The sequence below is a fragment of the Agrobacterium sp. 16-172Ci genome (assembly GCF_053522725.1).
In genome coordinates this window covers 13,348-29,280 of sequence record NZ_JBNWBW010000013.1, presented here as the reverse complement: position 1 = coordinate 29,280, position 15,933 = coordinate 13,348, and the positions used below count along the sequence as shown (strand labels likewise).

Annotated in this window: 12 protein-coding genes; 5 read left to right on the top strand and 7 right to left on the bottom strand. The window is 61.0% G+C overall.

What is annotated here, in order from left to right; translation table 11 throughout:
* Nucleotides 1-13: 13 nt before the first annotated feature.
* The 4 genes from glgB to ACQZ40_RS13445 all read right to left on the bottom strand — a co-directional run bounded on the left by glgB (nucleotide 14) and on the right by ACQZ40_RS13445 (nucleotide 6,607).
* On the bottom strand, nucleotides 14-2,221 hold the full coding sequence (glgB, locus tag ACQZ40_RS13460) for a 1,4-alpha-glucan branching protein GlgB (RefSeq protein WP_142845719.1): 2,208 nt from the start codon (nucleotides 2,219-2,221) through the stop codon (nucleotides 14-16).
* Nucleotides 2,221-4,683 (bottom strand): glycogen/starch/alpha-glucan phosphorylase, encoded by a 2,463-nt coding sequence (locus ACQZ40_RS13455; protein ID WP_078052613.1) that lies wholly within the window; start codon nucleotides 4,681-4,683, stop codon nucleotides 2,221-2,223. The genes glgB and ACQZ40_RS13455 overlap by 1 nt, the downstream gene beginning before the upstream one ends.
* A gap of 439 nt (nucleotides 4,684-5,122) precedes the next feature.
* Complete coding sequence (locus ACQZ40_RS13450) at nucleotides 5,123-5,893, bottom strand: class II glutamine amidotransferase (protein ID WP_065657371.1); 771 nt, start codon at nucleotides 5,891-5,893, stop codon at nucleotides 5,123-5,125.
* Nucleotides 5,894-6,607, bottom strand: a complete 714-nt coding sequence (locus ACQZ40_RS13445) for an aspartate/glutamate racemase family protein (RefSeq protein ID WP_448748137.1) — start codon at nucleotides 6,605-6,607, stop codon at nucleotides 5,894-5,896.
* 166 nt (nucleotides 6,608-6,773) lie between these two features.
* Between ACQZ40_RS13445 and ACQZ40_RS13440 the strand changes: the two genes are divergently transcribed.
* Nucleotides 6,774-7,235 (top strand): Lrp/AsnC family transcriptional regulator, encoded by a 462-nt coding sequence (locus ACQZ40_RS13440; protein WP_003522155.1) that lies wholly within the window; start codon nucleotides 6,774-6,776, stop codon nucleotides 7,233-7,235.
* Nucleotides 7,236-7,253: 18 nt separating this feature from the next.
* Here the strand turns inward: ACQZ40_RS13440 and ACQZ40_RS13435 are convergent, their stop codons facing one another.
* The 3 genes from ACQZ40_RS13435 to ACQZ40_RS13425 form a co-directional block, all read right to left on the bottom strand.
* The gene (locus tag ACQZ40_RS13435) at nucleotides 7,254-8,237 is read right to left on the bottom strand and encodes an aldose epimerase family protein (protein ID WP_448748136.1); all 984 of its coding nucleotides are present in this window, start codon (nucleotides 8,235-8,237) and stop codon (nucleotides 7,254-7,256) included.
* 158 nt (nucleotides 8,238-8,395) lie between these two features.
* A complete protein-coding gene (locus ACQZ40_RS13430) occupies nucleotides 8,396-9,289 on the bottom strand; it encodes an NAD(P)-dependent oxidoreductase (RefSeq protein ID WP_078052615.1) in 894 nt (297 codons plus the stop codon).
* A gap of 88 nt (nucleotides 9,290-9,377) precedes the next feature.
* A complete protein-coding gene (locus tag ACQZ40_RS13425) occupies nucleotides 9,378-10,133 on the bottom strand; it encodes an SDR family oxidoreductase (RefSeq protein ID WP_080858185.1) in 756 nt (251 codons plus the stop codon).
* Between the two features lie 220 nt (nucleotides 10,134-10,353).
* Between ACQZ40_RS13425 and ACQZ40_RS13420 the strand changes: the two genes are divergently transcribed.
* From ACQZ40_RS13420 to cydC, 4 genes are all read left to right on the top strand, one after another.
* The gene (locus ACQZ40_RS13420) at nucleotides 10,354-11,385 is read left to right on the top strand and encodes an L-idonate 5-dehydrogenase (RefSeq protein ID WP_080853863.1); all 1,032 of its coding nucleotides are present in this window, start codon (nucleotides 10,354-10,356) and stop codon (nucleotides 11,383-11,385) included.
* A gap of 450 nt (nucleotides 11,386-11,835) precedes the next feature.
* On the top strand, nucleotides 11,836-12,414 hold the full coding sequence (locus ACQZ40_RS13415; protein WP_003522458.1) for a GbsR/MarR family transcriptional regulator: 579 nt from the start codon (nucleotides 11,836-11,838) through the stop codon (nucleotides 12,412-12,414).
* Nucleotides 12,415-12,431: 17 nt separating this feature from the next.
* Nucleotides 12,432-14,228, top strand: a complete 1,797-nt coding sequence (gene cydD / locus ACQZ40_RS13410) for a thiol reductant ABC exporter subunit CydD (protein WP_448748175.1) — start codon at nucleotides 12,432-12,434, stop codon at nucleotides 14,226-14,228.
* Entirely contained in the window at nucleotides 14,225-15,916 is a 1,692-nt protein-coding gene (gene cydC, locus ACQZ40_RS13405; protein ID WP_448748135.1) for a thiol reductant ABC exporter subunit CydC, read from the top strand. The genes cydD and cydC overlap by 4 nt, the downstream gene beginning before the upstream one ends.
* Nucleotides 15,917-15,933 lie beyond the last annotated feature (17 nt).

Genomic DNA, 15,933 nt, shown 5'->3' with positions numbered 1-15,933 from the left:
CCCTCTCTGTCTGTCAGTTTTCCGGCTCGAGCATGATCGTTGCGAGTGGCGGCAGGACGAGCATCGCCCCGATATCGCCGCCGGCATCGACCGCCTGAACGCGTCCGCCATTTCCCTTGCCGCTGCCGCCATAAATTTCGGCATCGGTGTTGAGAATCTCCCTCCACCGCCCCGCAAGCGGAAGCGGCACATAATAGTTTTCCCGATAGACCGGCGTGAGATTGCAGATGACCGCCACCGGCTTTTCACCCGGCGCCATGCGCAGCCAGGCGAAGACGGAATTGTCGTGGTCATCAACCACAAGCCAGCGGAAACCTTCCGGTTCGCAGTCGCGGGCGTGCAAAGCGGGTTTTGAACGGTAGGTGAGGTTGAGATCGCGCACGAGGCGGCGCATGCCCTCATGCATCGGATATTGGCGCAGGTTCCAGTCGAGCGAGCCCTTTTCGCTCCATTCGCTCCATTGTGCGAATTCCTGCCCCATGAACAGCAGCTTCTTGCCGGGATAACCCCACATGAAGGCGTAATAGGACCGCAGATTGGCGAATTTCTGCCAGTCGTCGCCGGACATCTTGGCGATCAGCGATCCCTTGCCGTGCACCACCTCGTCATGGGAAAGCGGCAGCACGAAATTTTCGCTGAAGGCGTAAAGCAGGCCGAAGGTCAGCTCCTGATGGTGGAACTTGCGATGCACCGGCTCGCGCGAGAAATAACTCAGCGTGTCGTGCATGAAGCCCATATTCCATTTGAAGCCGAAGCCGAGGCCGCCCTCGTGGACCGGCTGCGACACTTTCGGCCAGGAGGTGGATTCCTCGGCAATGGTCATGACACCCGGATGGGTGCCGTAGACGAGGGAATTCATCTTCTGCAGGAAGCGGACGGATTCGAGATTTTCCCGCCCGCCATATTCATTGGGGATCCACTCGCCTTCCTTGCGGGAATAATCGAGATAGAGCATCGAGGCGACCGCATCCACGCGCAGGCCGTCGAGATGGAATTTTTCGGCCCAATAAAGCGCATTGTTGATGAGGTAGGACATCACCTCGATGCGGCCGAAATTATAGATGGCCGTGTTCCAGTCGGGGTGAAAACCCTGACGCGGATCGGCATGTTCGTAAAGCGCCGTGCCGTCGAACCAGCGCAAGCCGTGCTCGTCGGTTGGAAAATGCGCCGGAACCCAGTCGAGCAGGATGCCGATGCCGACCTTGTGAGCGCCATTGACGAAACGCGCGAAGCCCTCCGGATCGCCGAAACGGGCGGATGGCGCATAAAGGCCGGTCGTCTGGTAACCCCATGAAGGGTCATAGGGATGTTCGGTGATGGGCAGGAACTCGATATGGGTGAAGCCCATATCGGTACAATAGGGAATGAGCTGGGCGGCCAGTTCATCCCAGCTCAGGAACGTGCCGTCCTCGCGCCGCCGCCAGGAGCCGGCATGCACCTCGTAAATGCTGATCGGCTGGCGGCGCTGGTCCACCTGCGCCCAATGTTCCCGGTGGGCCTGATCTTCCCATTTCTGGGTGAGTTCCGGCGCGGTGACGGAGGCGTTCTTAGGCCGCAACTCGGCGCGCCGCGCATAGGGGTCTGCCTTCAACGGCAGAAGCTCGCCGTTTGCGCCGAGGATTTCGAACTTGTAGGCACAGCCGGCATAGACGTCAGGCGCGAAGATTTCCCAGATGCCGGTATCCTTGCGGAACCGCATGACATGCCGGCGGCCATCCCAATTGTTGAAATCGCCGACGACGGAAACGCGCCGCGCATTGGGAGCCCAGACGGCGAAGTGGAAGCCTTCGACGCCCTCGAGCTTCAGCGGATGCGCGCCCATCCTGTCGAAGAGCCTCAGATGCGATCCTTCGCGGACGAAATAATCGTCCATGGGGCCGAGAACCGGGCCGAAACTGTAGGGGTCGGTCACCGCCCATTCGGCATCGTCGCGGCTGGCGCGATACCGCACCGGCTGGCGCTTCGAAAGATCGATCCGGCCTTCGAAAAAACCGTCCGGATCGAGCCGCTTCAATTCGCCCACGAAATTTCCGTCCAGCGTCAGGACGGAAACCTCCTCGGCGCCGGGAATGAAACAGCGGGCGGAAAAACCTTCCGGCGTTTCGTGAACGCCGAGAAGGGCAAAGGGATTGGAATGCAAACCGCTCTTGATCGCCTCGATTTCAGCCTTCGTGATGTCGCCAGTCTTTTTCTCTTCGGCCGAATTGAGCGGTTTTTTCATCAGGCTCTCCAGATCTCGGTGGCATATTGGCGGATTGTCCGGTCGGACGAGAACCAGCCCATGCGTGCCGTGTTGCGCACTGTCTTGGCATACCAGCTGTCCGGATCGCTCCAGATCGCGTCCACCTCGCGCTGCGCATTGGCATAGGCGTCGAAGTCGGCGGCGACCATGAACCAGTCGCTGTTGTAGATACCGTCGATCAGGCCGGCGAAACGGGAGCGGTCATCCGGCGAGAAGACGCCGGAGGCGATGGAAGACAGCGCCTGCGACAGCTCGGCCGATCCTTCGATGATCGCGCGGGGATTGTGGCCTTCGGCGCGCGCCTTGGCCACTTCATCCGCCGTCATTCCGAAGATGACGATATTCTCCGCGCCGACATGATCGCGCATTTCGACGTTGGCGCCATCGAGCGTGCCGATGGTGAGCGCGCCGTTGAGTGCGAATTTCATGTTGCCGGTGCCGGAAGCTTCCATGCCGGCCGTCGATATCTGTTCGGAAAGGTCGGCGGCGGGAACCATGATTTCCGCAAGCGAGACGTTATAGTTCGGAACAAATACCACTTTCAGAAGCCCGCGCACGGCCGGATCGTTGTTGATGACCCGGGCAATATCGTTGGCAAGCTTTATGATCAGCTTCGCGTTGTGATAACTCGGCGCCGCCTTGCCTGCGAAGAACTTAACGCGCGGCACCCAATCCAGTTCCGGGTGGGAACGGATCTGATCGTAAAGCGCGACCGTTTCCACGAGGTTCAGAAGCTGGCGCTTATATTCATGGATACGCTTGATCTGGATGTCGAACATGGCCGAAGGATCGACGCGGATGCCCATGCGCTGCGCCACCGTATTGGCAAGCCGCACCTTGTTCAGACGCTTCACCTCGGCGAATTTTTCGCGGAAACCGGCATCGTCGGCAAAACGGTCGAGCGCGGTCAGCTTTTCCGCATCGTCGAGGAAATCGTCGCCGATTGCTTCGCGCAGCAGGCTGGTCAGGCCCGGATTGCACTGCATCAGCCAGCGACGCGGTGTGATGCCATTGGTCTTGTTGTTGATACGCTCAGGATAAAGGCTATGCAGGTCGGCAAAGACCGTTTCCTTCATCAGGTCGGTATGAAGGGCGGAAACGCCGTTGATGGAATGCGAGCCGATAAAGGCAAGGTTGCCCATGCGCACGCGGCGCTCGCCGCCTTCATCGATCAGCGAGATCGAACGGATCTGCTGATCCGCCATCTTCTTTTCCTTGCGGGCGTAGACCAGCGTGTTGGCGTTGATCGCATAGACGATCTGCATATGTCTTGGCAGAAGACGCTCGAGCAGCGGCACCGGCCAGCTTTCCAGCGCCTCCGGCAGAAGCGTGTGATTGGTATAGGAGAACGTGCCCTGCGTGATCTTCCACGCTTCCTCGAATTCCAGACCGTGCACATCGCACAGAAGACGCATCATTTCGGCGATGGAAATGGCCGGATGCGTATCGTTGAGCTGGATCGAGACCTTCTCGGGCAGCGAGGTGAAATCGGGATATTGCTGCAAATGGCGGCGCAGAATGTCCTGCAGCGAGGCGGAGGAGAAGAAGAACTCCTGCCGCAGGCGCAGTTCCTGACCGGCCGGCGTCGCATCGGCGGGGTAGAGAACCCGCGTCAGGCTTTCTGCCTTGTTGCTTTCGCGCAAGGCGCCGATATGGTCGCCGGCATTGAAGGCGGCCAGCAGAATGGGGTCGATAGGCTGCGCCGACCACAGGCGGAGCGTATTGACGCGGGTGCCGCGCCAGCCGACGACCGGCGTATCGTAAGCCATGGCGATCACGCGTTCGGCCGGTTTCCAGACGAAACGCTGTGGATCTTCATAACCGCCGATGGTTTCCACCGAGCCGCCGAAGCCGACCTCATAGGAGCTTTCGCGGCGCTCGAATTCCCAGGGGTTGCCGTGCGCCAGCCAGGTTTCCGGCAGTTCCACCTGCCAGCCATCCGCCATCTGCTGGCGGAAGAGGCCGTGCACATAACGGATGCCGTAGCCATAGGCGGGAATGTCGACGGTCGCCATGGATTCCATGAAACAGGCCGCAAGCCGGCCGAGGCCGCCATTGCCGAGCGCCGCATCCGGCTCCAGCCCGGCGATGACATCCAGATCGACGCCGAGCGAGGACAGGGCATCGCGGATTTCGTGCATCAGGCCGATATTGGAGATGGCGTCGCGCATCAGGCGGCCGATCAGGAATTCGAGCGACAGATAATAAACGCGCTTGGAATTGTTGGCATAGGCCTTGCGGGTGGATTCCATCCACTTGTCGATGATGCGGTCGCGCACGACGAGGATGGTTGCGGTCAGCCAGTCATGCGGCTTGGCAACCTTGACGTCCTTGCCGATACGGTAGGTGAGGCGTTCGATGATTTCCGACGCCATGATTTCCGGGTTGGAACTGCGCGGGGCGGGACGGGGAAGATCGGCGGCGTTAAGATTATTGATCATTGGTCGGTCAGCACCTTGGTGGGAGGAGAGGGTCTGAGAGGTTGATCCGGCTTGCCTTTGCTGATGCCAGTTTATGCATCGATATGGAGGCGTGGCAACAGCAATTTTTTCGGAAAATTGAACAGCTTAGCGCAATGAAAAATAAGTGTTTTTCTCGGCGCCCAAAGGATCGCCGAAGGCATTGATCGCCCTGTCTGCGCCGTTCTTCAGCGAATTTTCTTGGTCCTTGCGATGCCGGGCATCGCGCAGAAAAGGGGAAGAGGCTGCAATACTTCTGAAATGGTTCACCGGTCCTGAAATCTGTTTCGAACTATCGGATCACACACTAGCCTTCGCGGTTGCGAAAATTCAATGAAAATAAACAGGGCATCGCCGCTGCCGCGCCGACCTGTGGTGGAGCGGTGTAAAAACCGGCTGCGATCGTCGCCAGTGGCGCTGTTTACGGCAGGAGGAAAGGCTCCATGGCCATCTCGCCGGCGCGGATCGTTACCCTGGTATTGGGGGGAACGGCGCACCACGGCGCGCAATCGAAGGAAAAGGGTTCGGAACTCAATGCGATGCCGTCATCGAGCCCGCGCCAGTAAAGTGTCGGCGGCTTGTCGTCGCTCGACCAGCGGAAGGCATGCAGGCAATCGCCATCCATCAGCACGGCGCTGAATCGCAGTGCGGAAGAAACACCTGCCGCCATCATCTTTTCTTGGCAGAGCCGCAGCGCGGTGGAAATGGCGCGAACCGGCTCGGCATCGAGGCCATGCCCGGCGGCGATGAGGAAGATCGCTTCGCTGTCGCCGGTGCCGCGTCGCGACGCATAGATATCGTCGGGGATGAGGGAATCGATGTCGCGCCTGATCTGCTCGTAACCGCCGATCTGGCCGTTATGCATGAACAGATATCGCCCATGCGCAAAGGGATGGCAGTTGGCGCGGGACACTTCGCCTGACGTGGCGGAGCGGACATGGGCCATGAACATGCCCGAGCGGAGCTGGTGGCAAAGCGCCGCCAGATTGGCATCGGACCAGGCGGGCCTTGTATCGCGAAAAACGCCGGGCGTTCCGCGTTCGCCATACCAGCCAAGGCCGCAGCCATCGCCATTGACGACGGTTTTCGCTTCCCTTGCGGCCATGGACTGGCTGACCAGCGATGCTTCCGGCTCGATCAGCAGACTGTCGAGCCAGACCGGTTTACCGGAATAGGCAAAGAGGCGGCACATTCATGCGGCTCTGTTCAGGGCCTTGTTTCCGAGCGCGAAGCCGACGGCGGCCTTCGCGTGAATGGCGGTCGAATCGTAACCCGGCAGCGGCAGGGCATCGGGATCGATCAGCAGCGAAATTTCGGTGCAGCCGAGAATGACGGAATCGACGCCGAGTGCACGGGCCTTCTCGATGACCGCGAGATAGCGCTCGCGCGAGCAGGACCTGATTTCGCCCTGGCAGAGTTCGCCGAAAATAATGTCGTGGATCGCAGCCCGGTCTTCCGCATCGGGCACGACCACCTCGACGCCGTGGCGGCGCATGCGGTCGGTATAGAAACCATGTTCCATCGTGTAACGGGTGGCGAGAAGCAGCGGCTTGCGGCGTCCGTCCGCCTTCAGGGCTGCGGCGGTTTCATCGATGATATCGATCAACGCCACGCCGGACATCTTCTCCACGGTGTCCGCGACCAGATGCATGGTGTTGGTGCAGATCAGCACGCAATCGGCGCCCGCATTGGCAAGGCGCGCGCCGGCCGCACCCAGAAGCGCACCGGCCTCATCCCAGCGATCGGCCTTCTGAAGGGCGACGACCTCGGAAAAATCGAGCGAATGCATGACGATGTCAGCAGAGACCAGTCCGCCGCGGCTGTCGCGCACGGCCTCGTTGATCATGCGGTAATAGGTTGCGGTGGATTCCCAGCTCATGCCGCCAATCAGGCCGATCCGTTTCATAAGAGTTCCCTTATCAAGTTTGATTGAAATTATAATGCCATCCTCTGGGCGAAAACGGCGTGCGTTTTGGCAGGGATTTCGCGGCGTAGATGCAAAATCGGGGCGCACTTTATCTAAATATCGCAAATTTCTTGCGCAGTTACGTTAACCTGTGCATTCTCAGCCGATGATTGATGACCGTGACCGCCGAATCCTTGCGATTCTCCAGGAAAACGCAGAAACGCCGCTTGCAGATATCGCGGAGGAAGTGTCGCTGTCGCTGTCCGCCTGTTCGCGGCGCATTACGCGGTTGCGGGCGGAAGGTTATGTGACGGGTACGATGGCGCTGCTCGACCGGCGCAAGATCAACCTGCCGACCACGGTTTTCCTGCTGGTGAGAACCGGCCTGCATGCGGAGGACTGGCTGGACCGGTTCCATGCCGCCGTCAGCACCATACCGGAAATTGTCGAGGTTCACCGGCTGACCGGCAATTTCGACTATATTCTGAAACTCGTGCTGCCGAATGTTGAATATTACGACACGATCTACAAACAGATCCTGCGCCGCGTCGAGCTTTACGACATGTCCGCCTATATCTCGATGGAAACGGTGAAGCTGTCGTCTTCGCTGCCGACGACACATATCTGAGCGATCATCGAGCCTTGATCAGCGCCCCGTCTCGAAACGAACACCGAAGCGGAAGCTTCGCGTCTCGCCCGGTTGCAGTGTAATCGCATCCGAGAGTTCCGGCTGGTTGAAGGCGTTGGTCGGCGTTTCCACCGGTTCGAGCGCGATGGATTGGCGCCTGTCGCGGGCGAGCGTATCGCCGGTGAAGACATGCATGTGCCCGCGCTCCTGCCATACCGTCAGGCTCGAACCGTTGCGCCGGTTTTCGAGCCTCGTCTCGTAAAGCCCGTTTTCGGATGCGATGAGGTCGGTGAAGCAGACATCGAGCACATGGCCGGCCAGCGGCGCATGGAGAAAGCGGGTGTCGTCCCGTTTGATCATCCCGCCCTGTGGGTCCTGCAGGGGGATCAGATCCTCGTCTGTTTCAATTGCCGTTCGCGAGGGCAGCGTGAGGAGAAGATCATCGATAGACGTGGTGCCGGGCAGCCGGAAATAGGGATGCCAGCCGGCGGCGAAAGGCAGGGGCCGGTCATCGCGATTGATGCCGCGTATGTCGATGGTGACCTCATGGCCGGCGAAACGATATTCCACCTCGATGGCAAGCCGATAGGGATAACCCATGAAATCCGCAGGCTCTATTTCGGCGCGGAAGACGAGAATGTGAGCGCCGTTTTCCTCGAAAGACTCGGCAAGTGCGAAGGGCAGGGCTCTGGCAAATCCGTGGAAGACGAGGGCTTCATGGGCAAGCACCGGCTCAATGTGGTGCATCTGCCCGCCAAAACTGAACCGACCATCAGGGATGCGATTGGTAAAGGGGGCGAGAATGCCGTTTCTCACGCCATTTTGCGACTGCATTTCGGCAGGCGTCGAATATCCGTCGACAAGATTTTCACTTTTGCCGCCATCGGCAGAGACCGGCCGCCAGCTTAAAAGCGTCGCGCCCTCGTAAGCGATTTCGGCAGTGAAACCGTTTCCAGAAACGGTCAGACCGGCAATCCCCGTGCCTGTGGTGGAGGGTGTCATCGGGAAATTGTCCTTTGCATGCATGCGTCTGCGGTCATCGGGGCAGCTGCCGTGCCGATTCGCCCGATCATCATCGCTGAAGGACAATTTCGCAATGGCCGTTAAGGGCCCGCAAGGGCTGTATCAACAGGCTCCTGCCATCCATGTCTGCCGGGCAATCAGTCGGGAAAGGTGCGTTTCGCGCCGGTGAAATATTCCATCAGCGCGGCCTGATCCTCCCCACCCAGCCCGGCCGCCGTCAGCATGCGGTGCACCTCGGCGCAAACCGCCGTCAGCGGCATGGCAGTGTTGGTGCGCCGGGCGAGATCCTGCGCGCCGTTGAGGTCTTTTACCATATTGTCGATGCGGCCGGTGCGGCGGTAATCCTTCGCCACGTAGCGCGGCATATATTCCTGCAGGATAGCGCTGTCGGCGCGGCCGCCCTTCAGCGCCTGCGGGATTTTGGCGGCATCGACGCCGGCATCCAGCGCCAGCTGCGTTGCTTCCGCCACCGCAAGGAAGTTCAGCCCGCACAGAACCTGGTTGATGAGTTTCGTCGTCTGCCCCGCGCCGCAGGGTCCCATATGAGTGTAATTGCTGGCCACATGTCGCAGCACGCGGTGCGCATCGGCCACATCCGTTTCGCTGCCGCCGGCCATCAGCGTCAATTGCCCGATGAGCGCCTTGGGCGCGCCGCCCGAAAGCGGGCTGTCCACCCAGCGCAGGCCTTTTTCCGCGGCATCGGCAGCCAGTTCCTTCGTCGCTTCCGGATCGATGGAGGACATGTCGATGATGAGCGTGCCGGGCTTCGCCCCCGCCGCGACGCCATCCTTGCCGAAGACGGCGATGCGAACGATTTTCGGCGAATTGAGGCTGAGGATGACCACATCGGAAACCGAAGCCGCTTCCGCCGCCGTACCCGCGCTCTGCGCGCCAAGGCTCGTCAGCGCCGCCACCTTCTCCGCATCCAGATCGAAAACCGTCAGCTGATTTCCAGTCTCGATGAGCCGTGTGCCGATTGCCCCGCCCATGGCGCCGGCGCCGATCAGGGCGACTTTGTTCTTCTCGGTCATGGTGTTCACGGCCTCCTCCCAAAGTGTCGTGGTGTCGTCGGTTCAAAACCGGATGGCGGCCGCAGCCGGCCATCCGGTTTCGGTGTTTTTAAAGCGAAGCGGTGATGCCGCCGTCGACATAGAGAATATGTCCGTTCACGAAGGATGAGGCATCGGACGACAGGAAGATGCAGGCGCCGACAAGCTCTTCGACCTTGCCCCAGCGACCGGCGGGCGTGCGCTTTTCAAGCCATGCCGAGAAGGTCTCGTCCGCCACCAGTGCCGCGTTGAGCGGTGTGTCGAAATAACCGGGTGCGATGGCGTTGCATTGCAGGCCGTATTTGGCCCAGTCCGTCGCCATGCCTTTCGTCAGGTTGCCGACGGCGCCCTTGGTGGCGGTGTAGGGCGCGATGCCGGGGCGGGCAAGGGCGGTCTGAACGCTGGCGATGTTGATGATCTTGCCACGGCCGCGGCTGATCATGTGGCGCGCGGCCGCCTGTCCGGCATGGAACACCGAGGCGATGTTGGTCTGCAACAGGCGCTCGAAGGCATCTGCCGGAAAATCCTCGAGCGGCGTGCGGTGCTGCATGCCGGCATTGTTGACCAGAATATCGATGGGACCGACTTCCGCCTCGAAACCGTCGATGGCCTTGCGCACCGCTTCATGATCGGTGGCGTCGAAGGCAAGCGTTTTCGCGCTCTTGATGCCGGCTGCGGCAGCTTTCAGCTTCGCCTCGTCGCGCCCGTTCAGCACCACTTCCGCTCCTGCTTCCGCCAGCCCTTGCGCCAGCGCGAAGCCGATGCCCTGGGACGAACCCGTGATCAGGGCGCGGCGGCCGGAAAGATCGAACAATTTAAGGCCCACTGTTTCCTCCAGTCTCTCGACATTGCATTCATACAGGTTTATGTTATCGATAACATTCATCCCTTTCAGACGTGGATGTCAAGGCTTAAACGCCCGGTTTCGGTACGGATCGGGCGGGTGGGGAGGCGGCACGACGTGCAAATGCACGGCAGGCGGCGGTGACAGGGATGCGGATTATTTTGTCGCGCCGCTCTGGCGCGATGTCGAACGGGAGATATTTATGAGAGCGATTGTTGCCCATGGGGCGAAGGATGTGCGCATCGAGGAGCGGCCCGAGGAAGCGCCGGGCCCGGGAGAAGTGCGGCTTCGTCTGGTCCGGGGCGGAATTTGCGGCAGCGATCTGCATTATTACAACCATGGCGGCTTCGGCGCGGTGCGGCTTCGTGAACCCATGGTGCTCGGCCATGAGGTCTCCGCCGTCATCGAAGAGCTGGGCGAGGGCGTGGAGGGGTTGAAAGTCGGCGGTCTGGTTGCCGTTTCGCCGTCCCGCCCATGCCGAACCTGCCGCTTTTGCCAGGAAGGTCTGCACAACCAGTGCCTCAACATGCGCTTTTATGGCAGCGCCATGCCTTTCCCGCATATTCAGGGCGCTTTCCGTGAGGTTCTGGTGGCGGACGCCCTGCAATGCGTGCCGGCCGATGGCCTGAGCGCCGGTGAGGCGGCCATGGCGGAGCCGCTGGCGGTAACGCTGCATGCCACGCGCCGCGCTGGCGATTTGCTGGGGAAACGCGTGCTCGTCACCGGCTGCGGCCCGATCGGCATCTTGTCCATTCTGGCGGCCCGCCGCGCCGGCGCGGCTGAGATTGTCGCCACCGATCTTTCCGATTTCACGCTTGCCAAGGCGCGCGAGGCCGGTGCGGATCGTGTCATCAACAGCAAGGATGAGCCCGACGCACTTGCCGCCTATGGCGCGAACAAGGGAACCTTCGATGTTCTCTATGAATGCTCTGGCGCCGCCGTGGCGCTTGCCGGCGGTATTACGGCGCTTCGTCCGCGCGGCATCATCGTCCAGCTCGGCCTTGGCGGCGATATGAGCCTGCCGATGATGGCGATCACCGCCAAGGAACTGGATCTACGCGGCTCTTTCCGCTTCCACGAGGAATTCGCCACCGGGGTCGAATTGATGCGCAAGGGCCTGATCGACGTCAAGCCGTTCATCACCCAGACCGTCGATCTCGCCGACGCCATCTCGGCCTTCGAATTCGCCTCGGACCGCAGCCGTGCGATGAAGGTGCAGATCGCTTTTTCGTAAGTAAGGTTTCTACGCGCGAATGCGCCGACGTTTTGATCGGCGGCGGGTCATCCCGCCGCCGATTTTTTCGACGGGTTCTTGCCCGTGGAGACTCGTGATGATGTTATCGATATCATCAACTGCTTTAGGTACGTCATTCCGGCCTTGAGCCGGAATCTAGTCGACGCGCGTCTGCGCGGCGAGAGAGTCCTTTCAGCCCAAGGACTTGGGCTGGCTGGATTCCGGCTCAAAGCCGGAATGACGGTGGGAAAGTGACGGAACGCCCCAGCCTGTCATACCCCTAACGCCACTGCCGCATATTTTGCCCCGGGCTGCACCCACGACCGTCTTTACCGAGGTCGTCTCTGCCCGTTTGCACATTTTGACGCAGGTCAAAAAGGTGATTTGCTGCTCGTCGTTTTTTGCGTTATCGAAATTTCAGAAATTACTGAAAATTCAGGAAACGTAAAAATGCCAACCAGCCTGTCCCCGCTCGTTCAGTCCTTCGTGCTGCATTTCGGTGAGATGGGCAGCCGCTGGGGCATCAACCGCACTGTCGGCCAAGTCTATGCTTTGCTTTATATTTCGCCGCAGCCATTGTGTGCGGACGAGATTGTGGAGGCGCTCGGCATTTCCCGTTCCAACGTGTCGATGAGCCTGAAGGAGTTGCAGGCGTGGAACCTTGCAATTCTCAAGCATTTTCCCGGCGACCGGCGCGATTTTTTCACGACGCCAGACGATGTCTGGCAAATTCTCCGCACCCTTGCCGAAGAGCGCAAGAAGCGCGAGATCGATCCCACGCTCAGCGTGCTGCGCGAAATTCTGATGGAGACGCCGGAAAACGAAGATGAGCGGCATGCGCAAAAGCGCATCGACGAGATGAAGACGCTGATCGAGCAGCTGACCGGCTGGTATGACGATGTGAAGCGGCTGGAGACGGAAAGGCTGGCTTCGCTTCTGGCGCTCGGTTCGAAGGTTACGAAGCTTCTGGAGGCCAAGGACAAGATCGTCTCCCTCGCAAGACCCCGTGGCGCGAAGAAGGACGGGTGAGGAGAACGGCCGTGAGCATGTCCGTGGAAATCCGTCAGGGGGCCGATGGTGATGGCGCAGTCTGTCCCGCTCCGGTTGGAGTCTCGCCCGATGCGACGCGTCGGCGCTTCTTCAGCAATGCCAATCGCAAAACCTCTCGCGACAGAGCCGCCGGGCGGGCGAAAATGACAGGCGTGCCCTCGGTTGGGAAATCCGTTGCCTTGCTGCATGTGCTTGCGGCTTTACTCTGGTTGCCGCAGGCAGGTTTGCTTGCCTTTTCAGTCGGAAGAATTGCCGATGGCGCGCCGATGATGGCGATTGTGCCGGCTGCGGCTGCGGTTCTCATCCTCGGCCTCATCAAGGCATGGCTGGAAAAGGTCGCGGCGCGGCTATCGTTTCGTGCCGCTCGCGCGGCGTTGTCGCAGCGGCGGCTGGAAGCGCTACAGGCCGTGGCGAAGGTTTCCCCGCTCGATCTGTCGCGCACCGCCTCCGGTGAGGCGGCAGGCGTTGTGGCCGAGGCGGCGGAAGCGCTGGTGCCCTATCTTTCCCGTTTCCAGCCGGCGCGGATGAAGGCGACCATCGTGCCGCTGGTTTTCGTGGTGGCGATCCTGCCCTTTACCTGGATTGCGGCGCTGGTGCTGCTGCTCGCCATGCCAACCATCCCGCTTTTCATGGCGCTCATCGGCTGGCAGGCCAAGGCTGCCAGCGAAAAGCAGCTTGCCGAGACGGGCAATATGAATGCCTTCCTGCTCGACCGCCTGCGCGGACTGGAAACGATCCGCACGCTGAAAGCCGTCGATCTGACGGCGGAACGTCTCAGCGCCGATGCGCAGAACCTGAAGACGCGGACGATGGCGGTGCTCAGGATCGCCTTTCTCTCCTCGGCGGTGCTGGAGCTTTTCGCAGCGCTCGGCGTTGCCATGACCGCCGTTTATATCGGTTTTCATCTGCTCGGTTTTCTCAATTTCGGCGCCTGGGGCGAGAAGCTGACACTTGCCGAAGGTCTTTTCATCCTGCTGCTGGCGCCGGCCTTTTTCGAGCCGCTGCGGGAACTCTCCGCCGTCTGGCACGACCGTGCGGCCGGTGAAGCAGCGCTTGATGCGCTCGGCAAATTGACGGCCGGCGGTGCGGCCATCGCCGGCGAGGGCGCGGATATGGCGTCTGTCCCATCCCCGACGCCCGGTCTGCTGGAGATCGACGATCTCTCCTTCGCTTATCCGAATGCTCCACCTGTCATCCAAAATCTCAACCTGACGGTTCAGCAGGGTGAGAGAGTTGCGATTCTCGGGCCTTCCGGTTGTGGCAAATCCACTGTACTCTCCTTGATTGCCGGGTTGGCCGAGGCTGGAGAAGGCTCGATCAGGATCGGCGGCGTCAAGCTCGATAATGCGACGGCGGATGGGCTGCGCAGGACCATCGGCTGGGTCAGCCAGAAGCCGTTCTTTTTTGCCGGTTCGCTGAAGGCGAATATTCGCTTCGGCCGTTCGGTTGTCAGTGACGGTATGGTGGAAGAGACGCTGTGCCGCACCGGGCTCGATGGCTTGTCGCAGGCGCGCCGGGATCTGCAGATCGGCGATGGCGGATATGGAATTTCGGGCGGGGAGGCGGTGCGGCTTGCCATTGCGCGTGCTTTCGCAGACCCCGCAACGCAGCTTGTTCTGGCCGATGAGCCGACAGCCCATCTCGACCGGGAAACGGCTGCCCTTGTCACGGAAAACCTGCTGCAACTGGCAAATGGCAGGACATTGATCGTCGCGACCCATGATCCGGTGCTTGCGGCGCGCATGGACAGGATCGTGGATATGACGGCGATCCATTCGAGGGGGCAGCCATGATCGCGCGTTTTGCGATATTGAAACCCATTATCGGCCTGTTCTGGTCGGCGCGGCGCGGCATGCTCCTGGCGGGCGCGGCTCTTGCGGTAACGACGGTGCTGGCGGGCATCGGCCTTCTCGGCGTTTCCGGCTGGTTCATCACCGCAACGGCAATTGCCGGTCTTCTGCCGGTGACTGCCTATGCCTTCGATGTCTTTGCGCCTTCGGCCGCCATTCGTCTTCTGGCGCTTGCGCGCACCGCCGCCCGTTACGGCGAACGCATGACGACCCATGACGCCACGCTTTCCGTGCTTGCAGCACTTCGGGAAAAGCTGTTTCGCGGCTTTGCCGCGCCGCAGACCGCGAAATCCCTGGAGGCGAGACCTGCGCGCCTGCTGAACCGGCTGACGGCGGACATCGATGCGCTGGATTCGCTTTATCTGCGCGTGCTGGTTCCCGCTGCCGTGGCGGTCCTTGCTGCAATCGCGACAGGCCTTGGACTTGCTTTTCTCCATCCTCTGGCGGGCATTCTGGCGGCGGTTTTCCTCGTCGCGGCGGGGCTTGGAATTTCGCTGCGCGCCGCCTTGCGGGCGGAAACATTCTCGCGCCGCCGGGCAATCGGGCTGGAAGCCCTTCGGGCCCGCACGGCCGATCTCGTGAGCGGGCAGACGGAGCTCTTGACCACCGGCCGCCTTTCCGCGCAGGTCGCGGCGGTAAAGCGGGCGGATGATTACCTCTCTGCCTGCGATGATACCCTGAACCGCATCGAAATCAGTGCCGGTTTTTCCTTCGGTGTTTCAGCGGCCCTTCTTTTGAGCGCCGCCCTTCTCGGCATGGCCTGGCTTGCGGAACAGGGGGCGGTAAGCGCGCCGGCCGCAGCACTCGGGCTGCTCGTCTGTTTTGCCGCGCTGGAGCCTTTCACGGCGTTGCGTCGTGGGGCGATGGAGCTTGGGCGCACGCTGTTTTCCGCAAGGCGCATCGCGCCGCGTCTTTCGGCAACGGCTGAAGGCCGCTGTCCCGTCTCGCCGGTCAAGGGCATGGCGGCAGAGCTCAAAAATGTGCGTTTGGAGCGTGAAGGGAACGACAATCCGGTCCTGACGAATATCAACATTGCAATCGCCTCCGGGGAACGGATTGCCATCATCGGCCAGAGCGGTGCGGGCAAGACAAGCCTCATCCAGCTTCTGGCGGGTGAATTGCGGCCGGCAGCGGGCACGGTCAACGCCCTGCCGTCCACTCTTATGACGCAGCGAAGCCAGCTTTTCCGCGACAGCATCTCCGACAATCTGCGGCTGGCGAAACCCACCGCAACCGGGGCCGAGTTATGGGACGCGCTCGGGGCGGCAGGCCTTGCCGAACACGTCAAAACCCTGGCCGCCGGGCTGGAGACAAGGCTTGGCGAGGCGGGCCAGGGGCTTTCCGGCGGCCAGTCGCGCCGGCTGGCGCTCGCCCGTTTCCTGCTCGCCGACCGGCCGCTCTGGCTTCTTGACGAGGTGACGGAAGGGCTGGATGGCGAAACCGCCCGCGACGTGCTCACCCGGCTGTTTGCGAGGGCGCAGCGAAAGACTGTCGTGATGATCACCCATAATCGCCGCGAGGCGGAATTTGCCGATCGCATCATCGTGCTGAAAGAGGGGCGTCAATTTGATGAATGTCAAAGCGGCACCCCGGAATACGGCGTAGTGCTGGAGACACTGCGCCCGGACTGAGATTTTTTGAGAGCCGG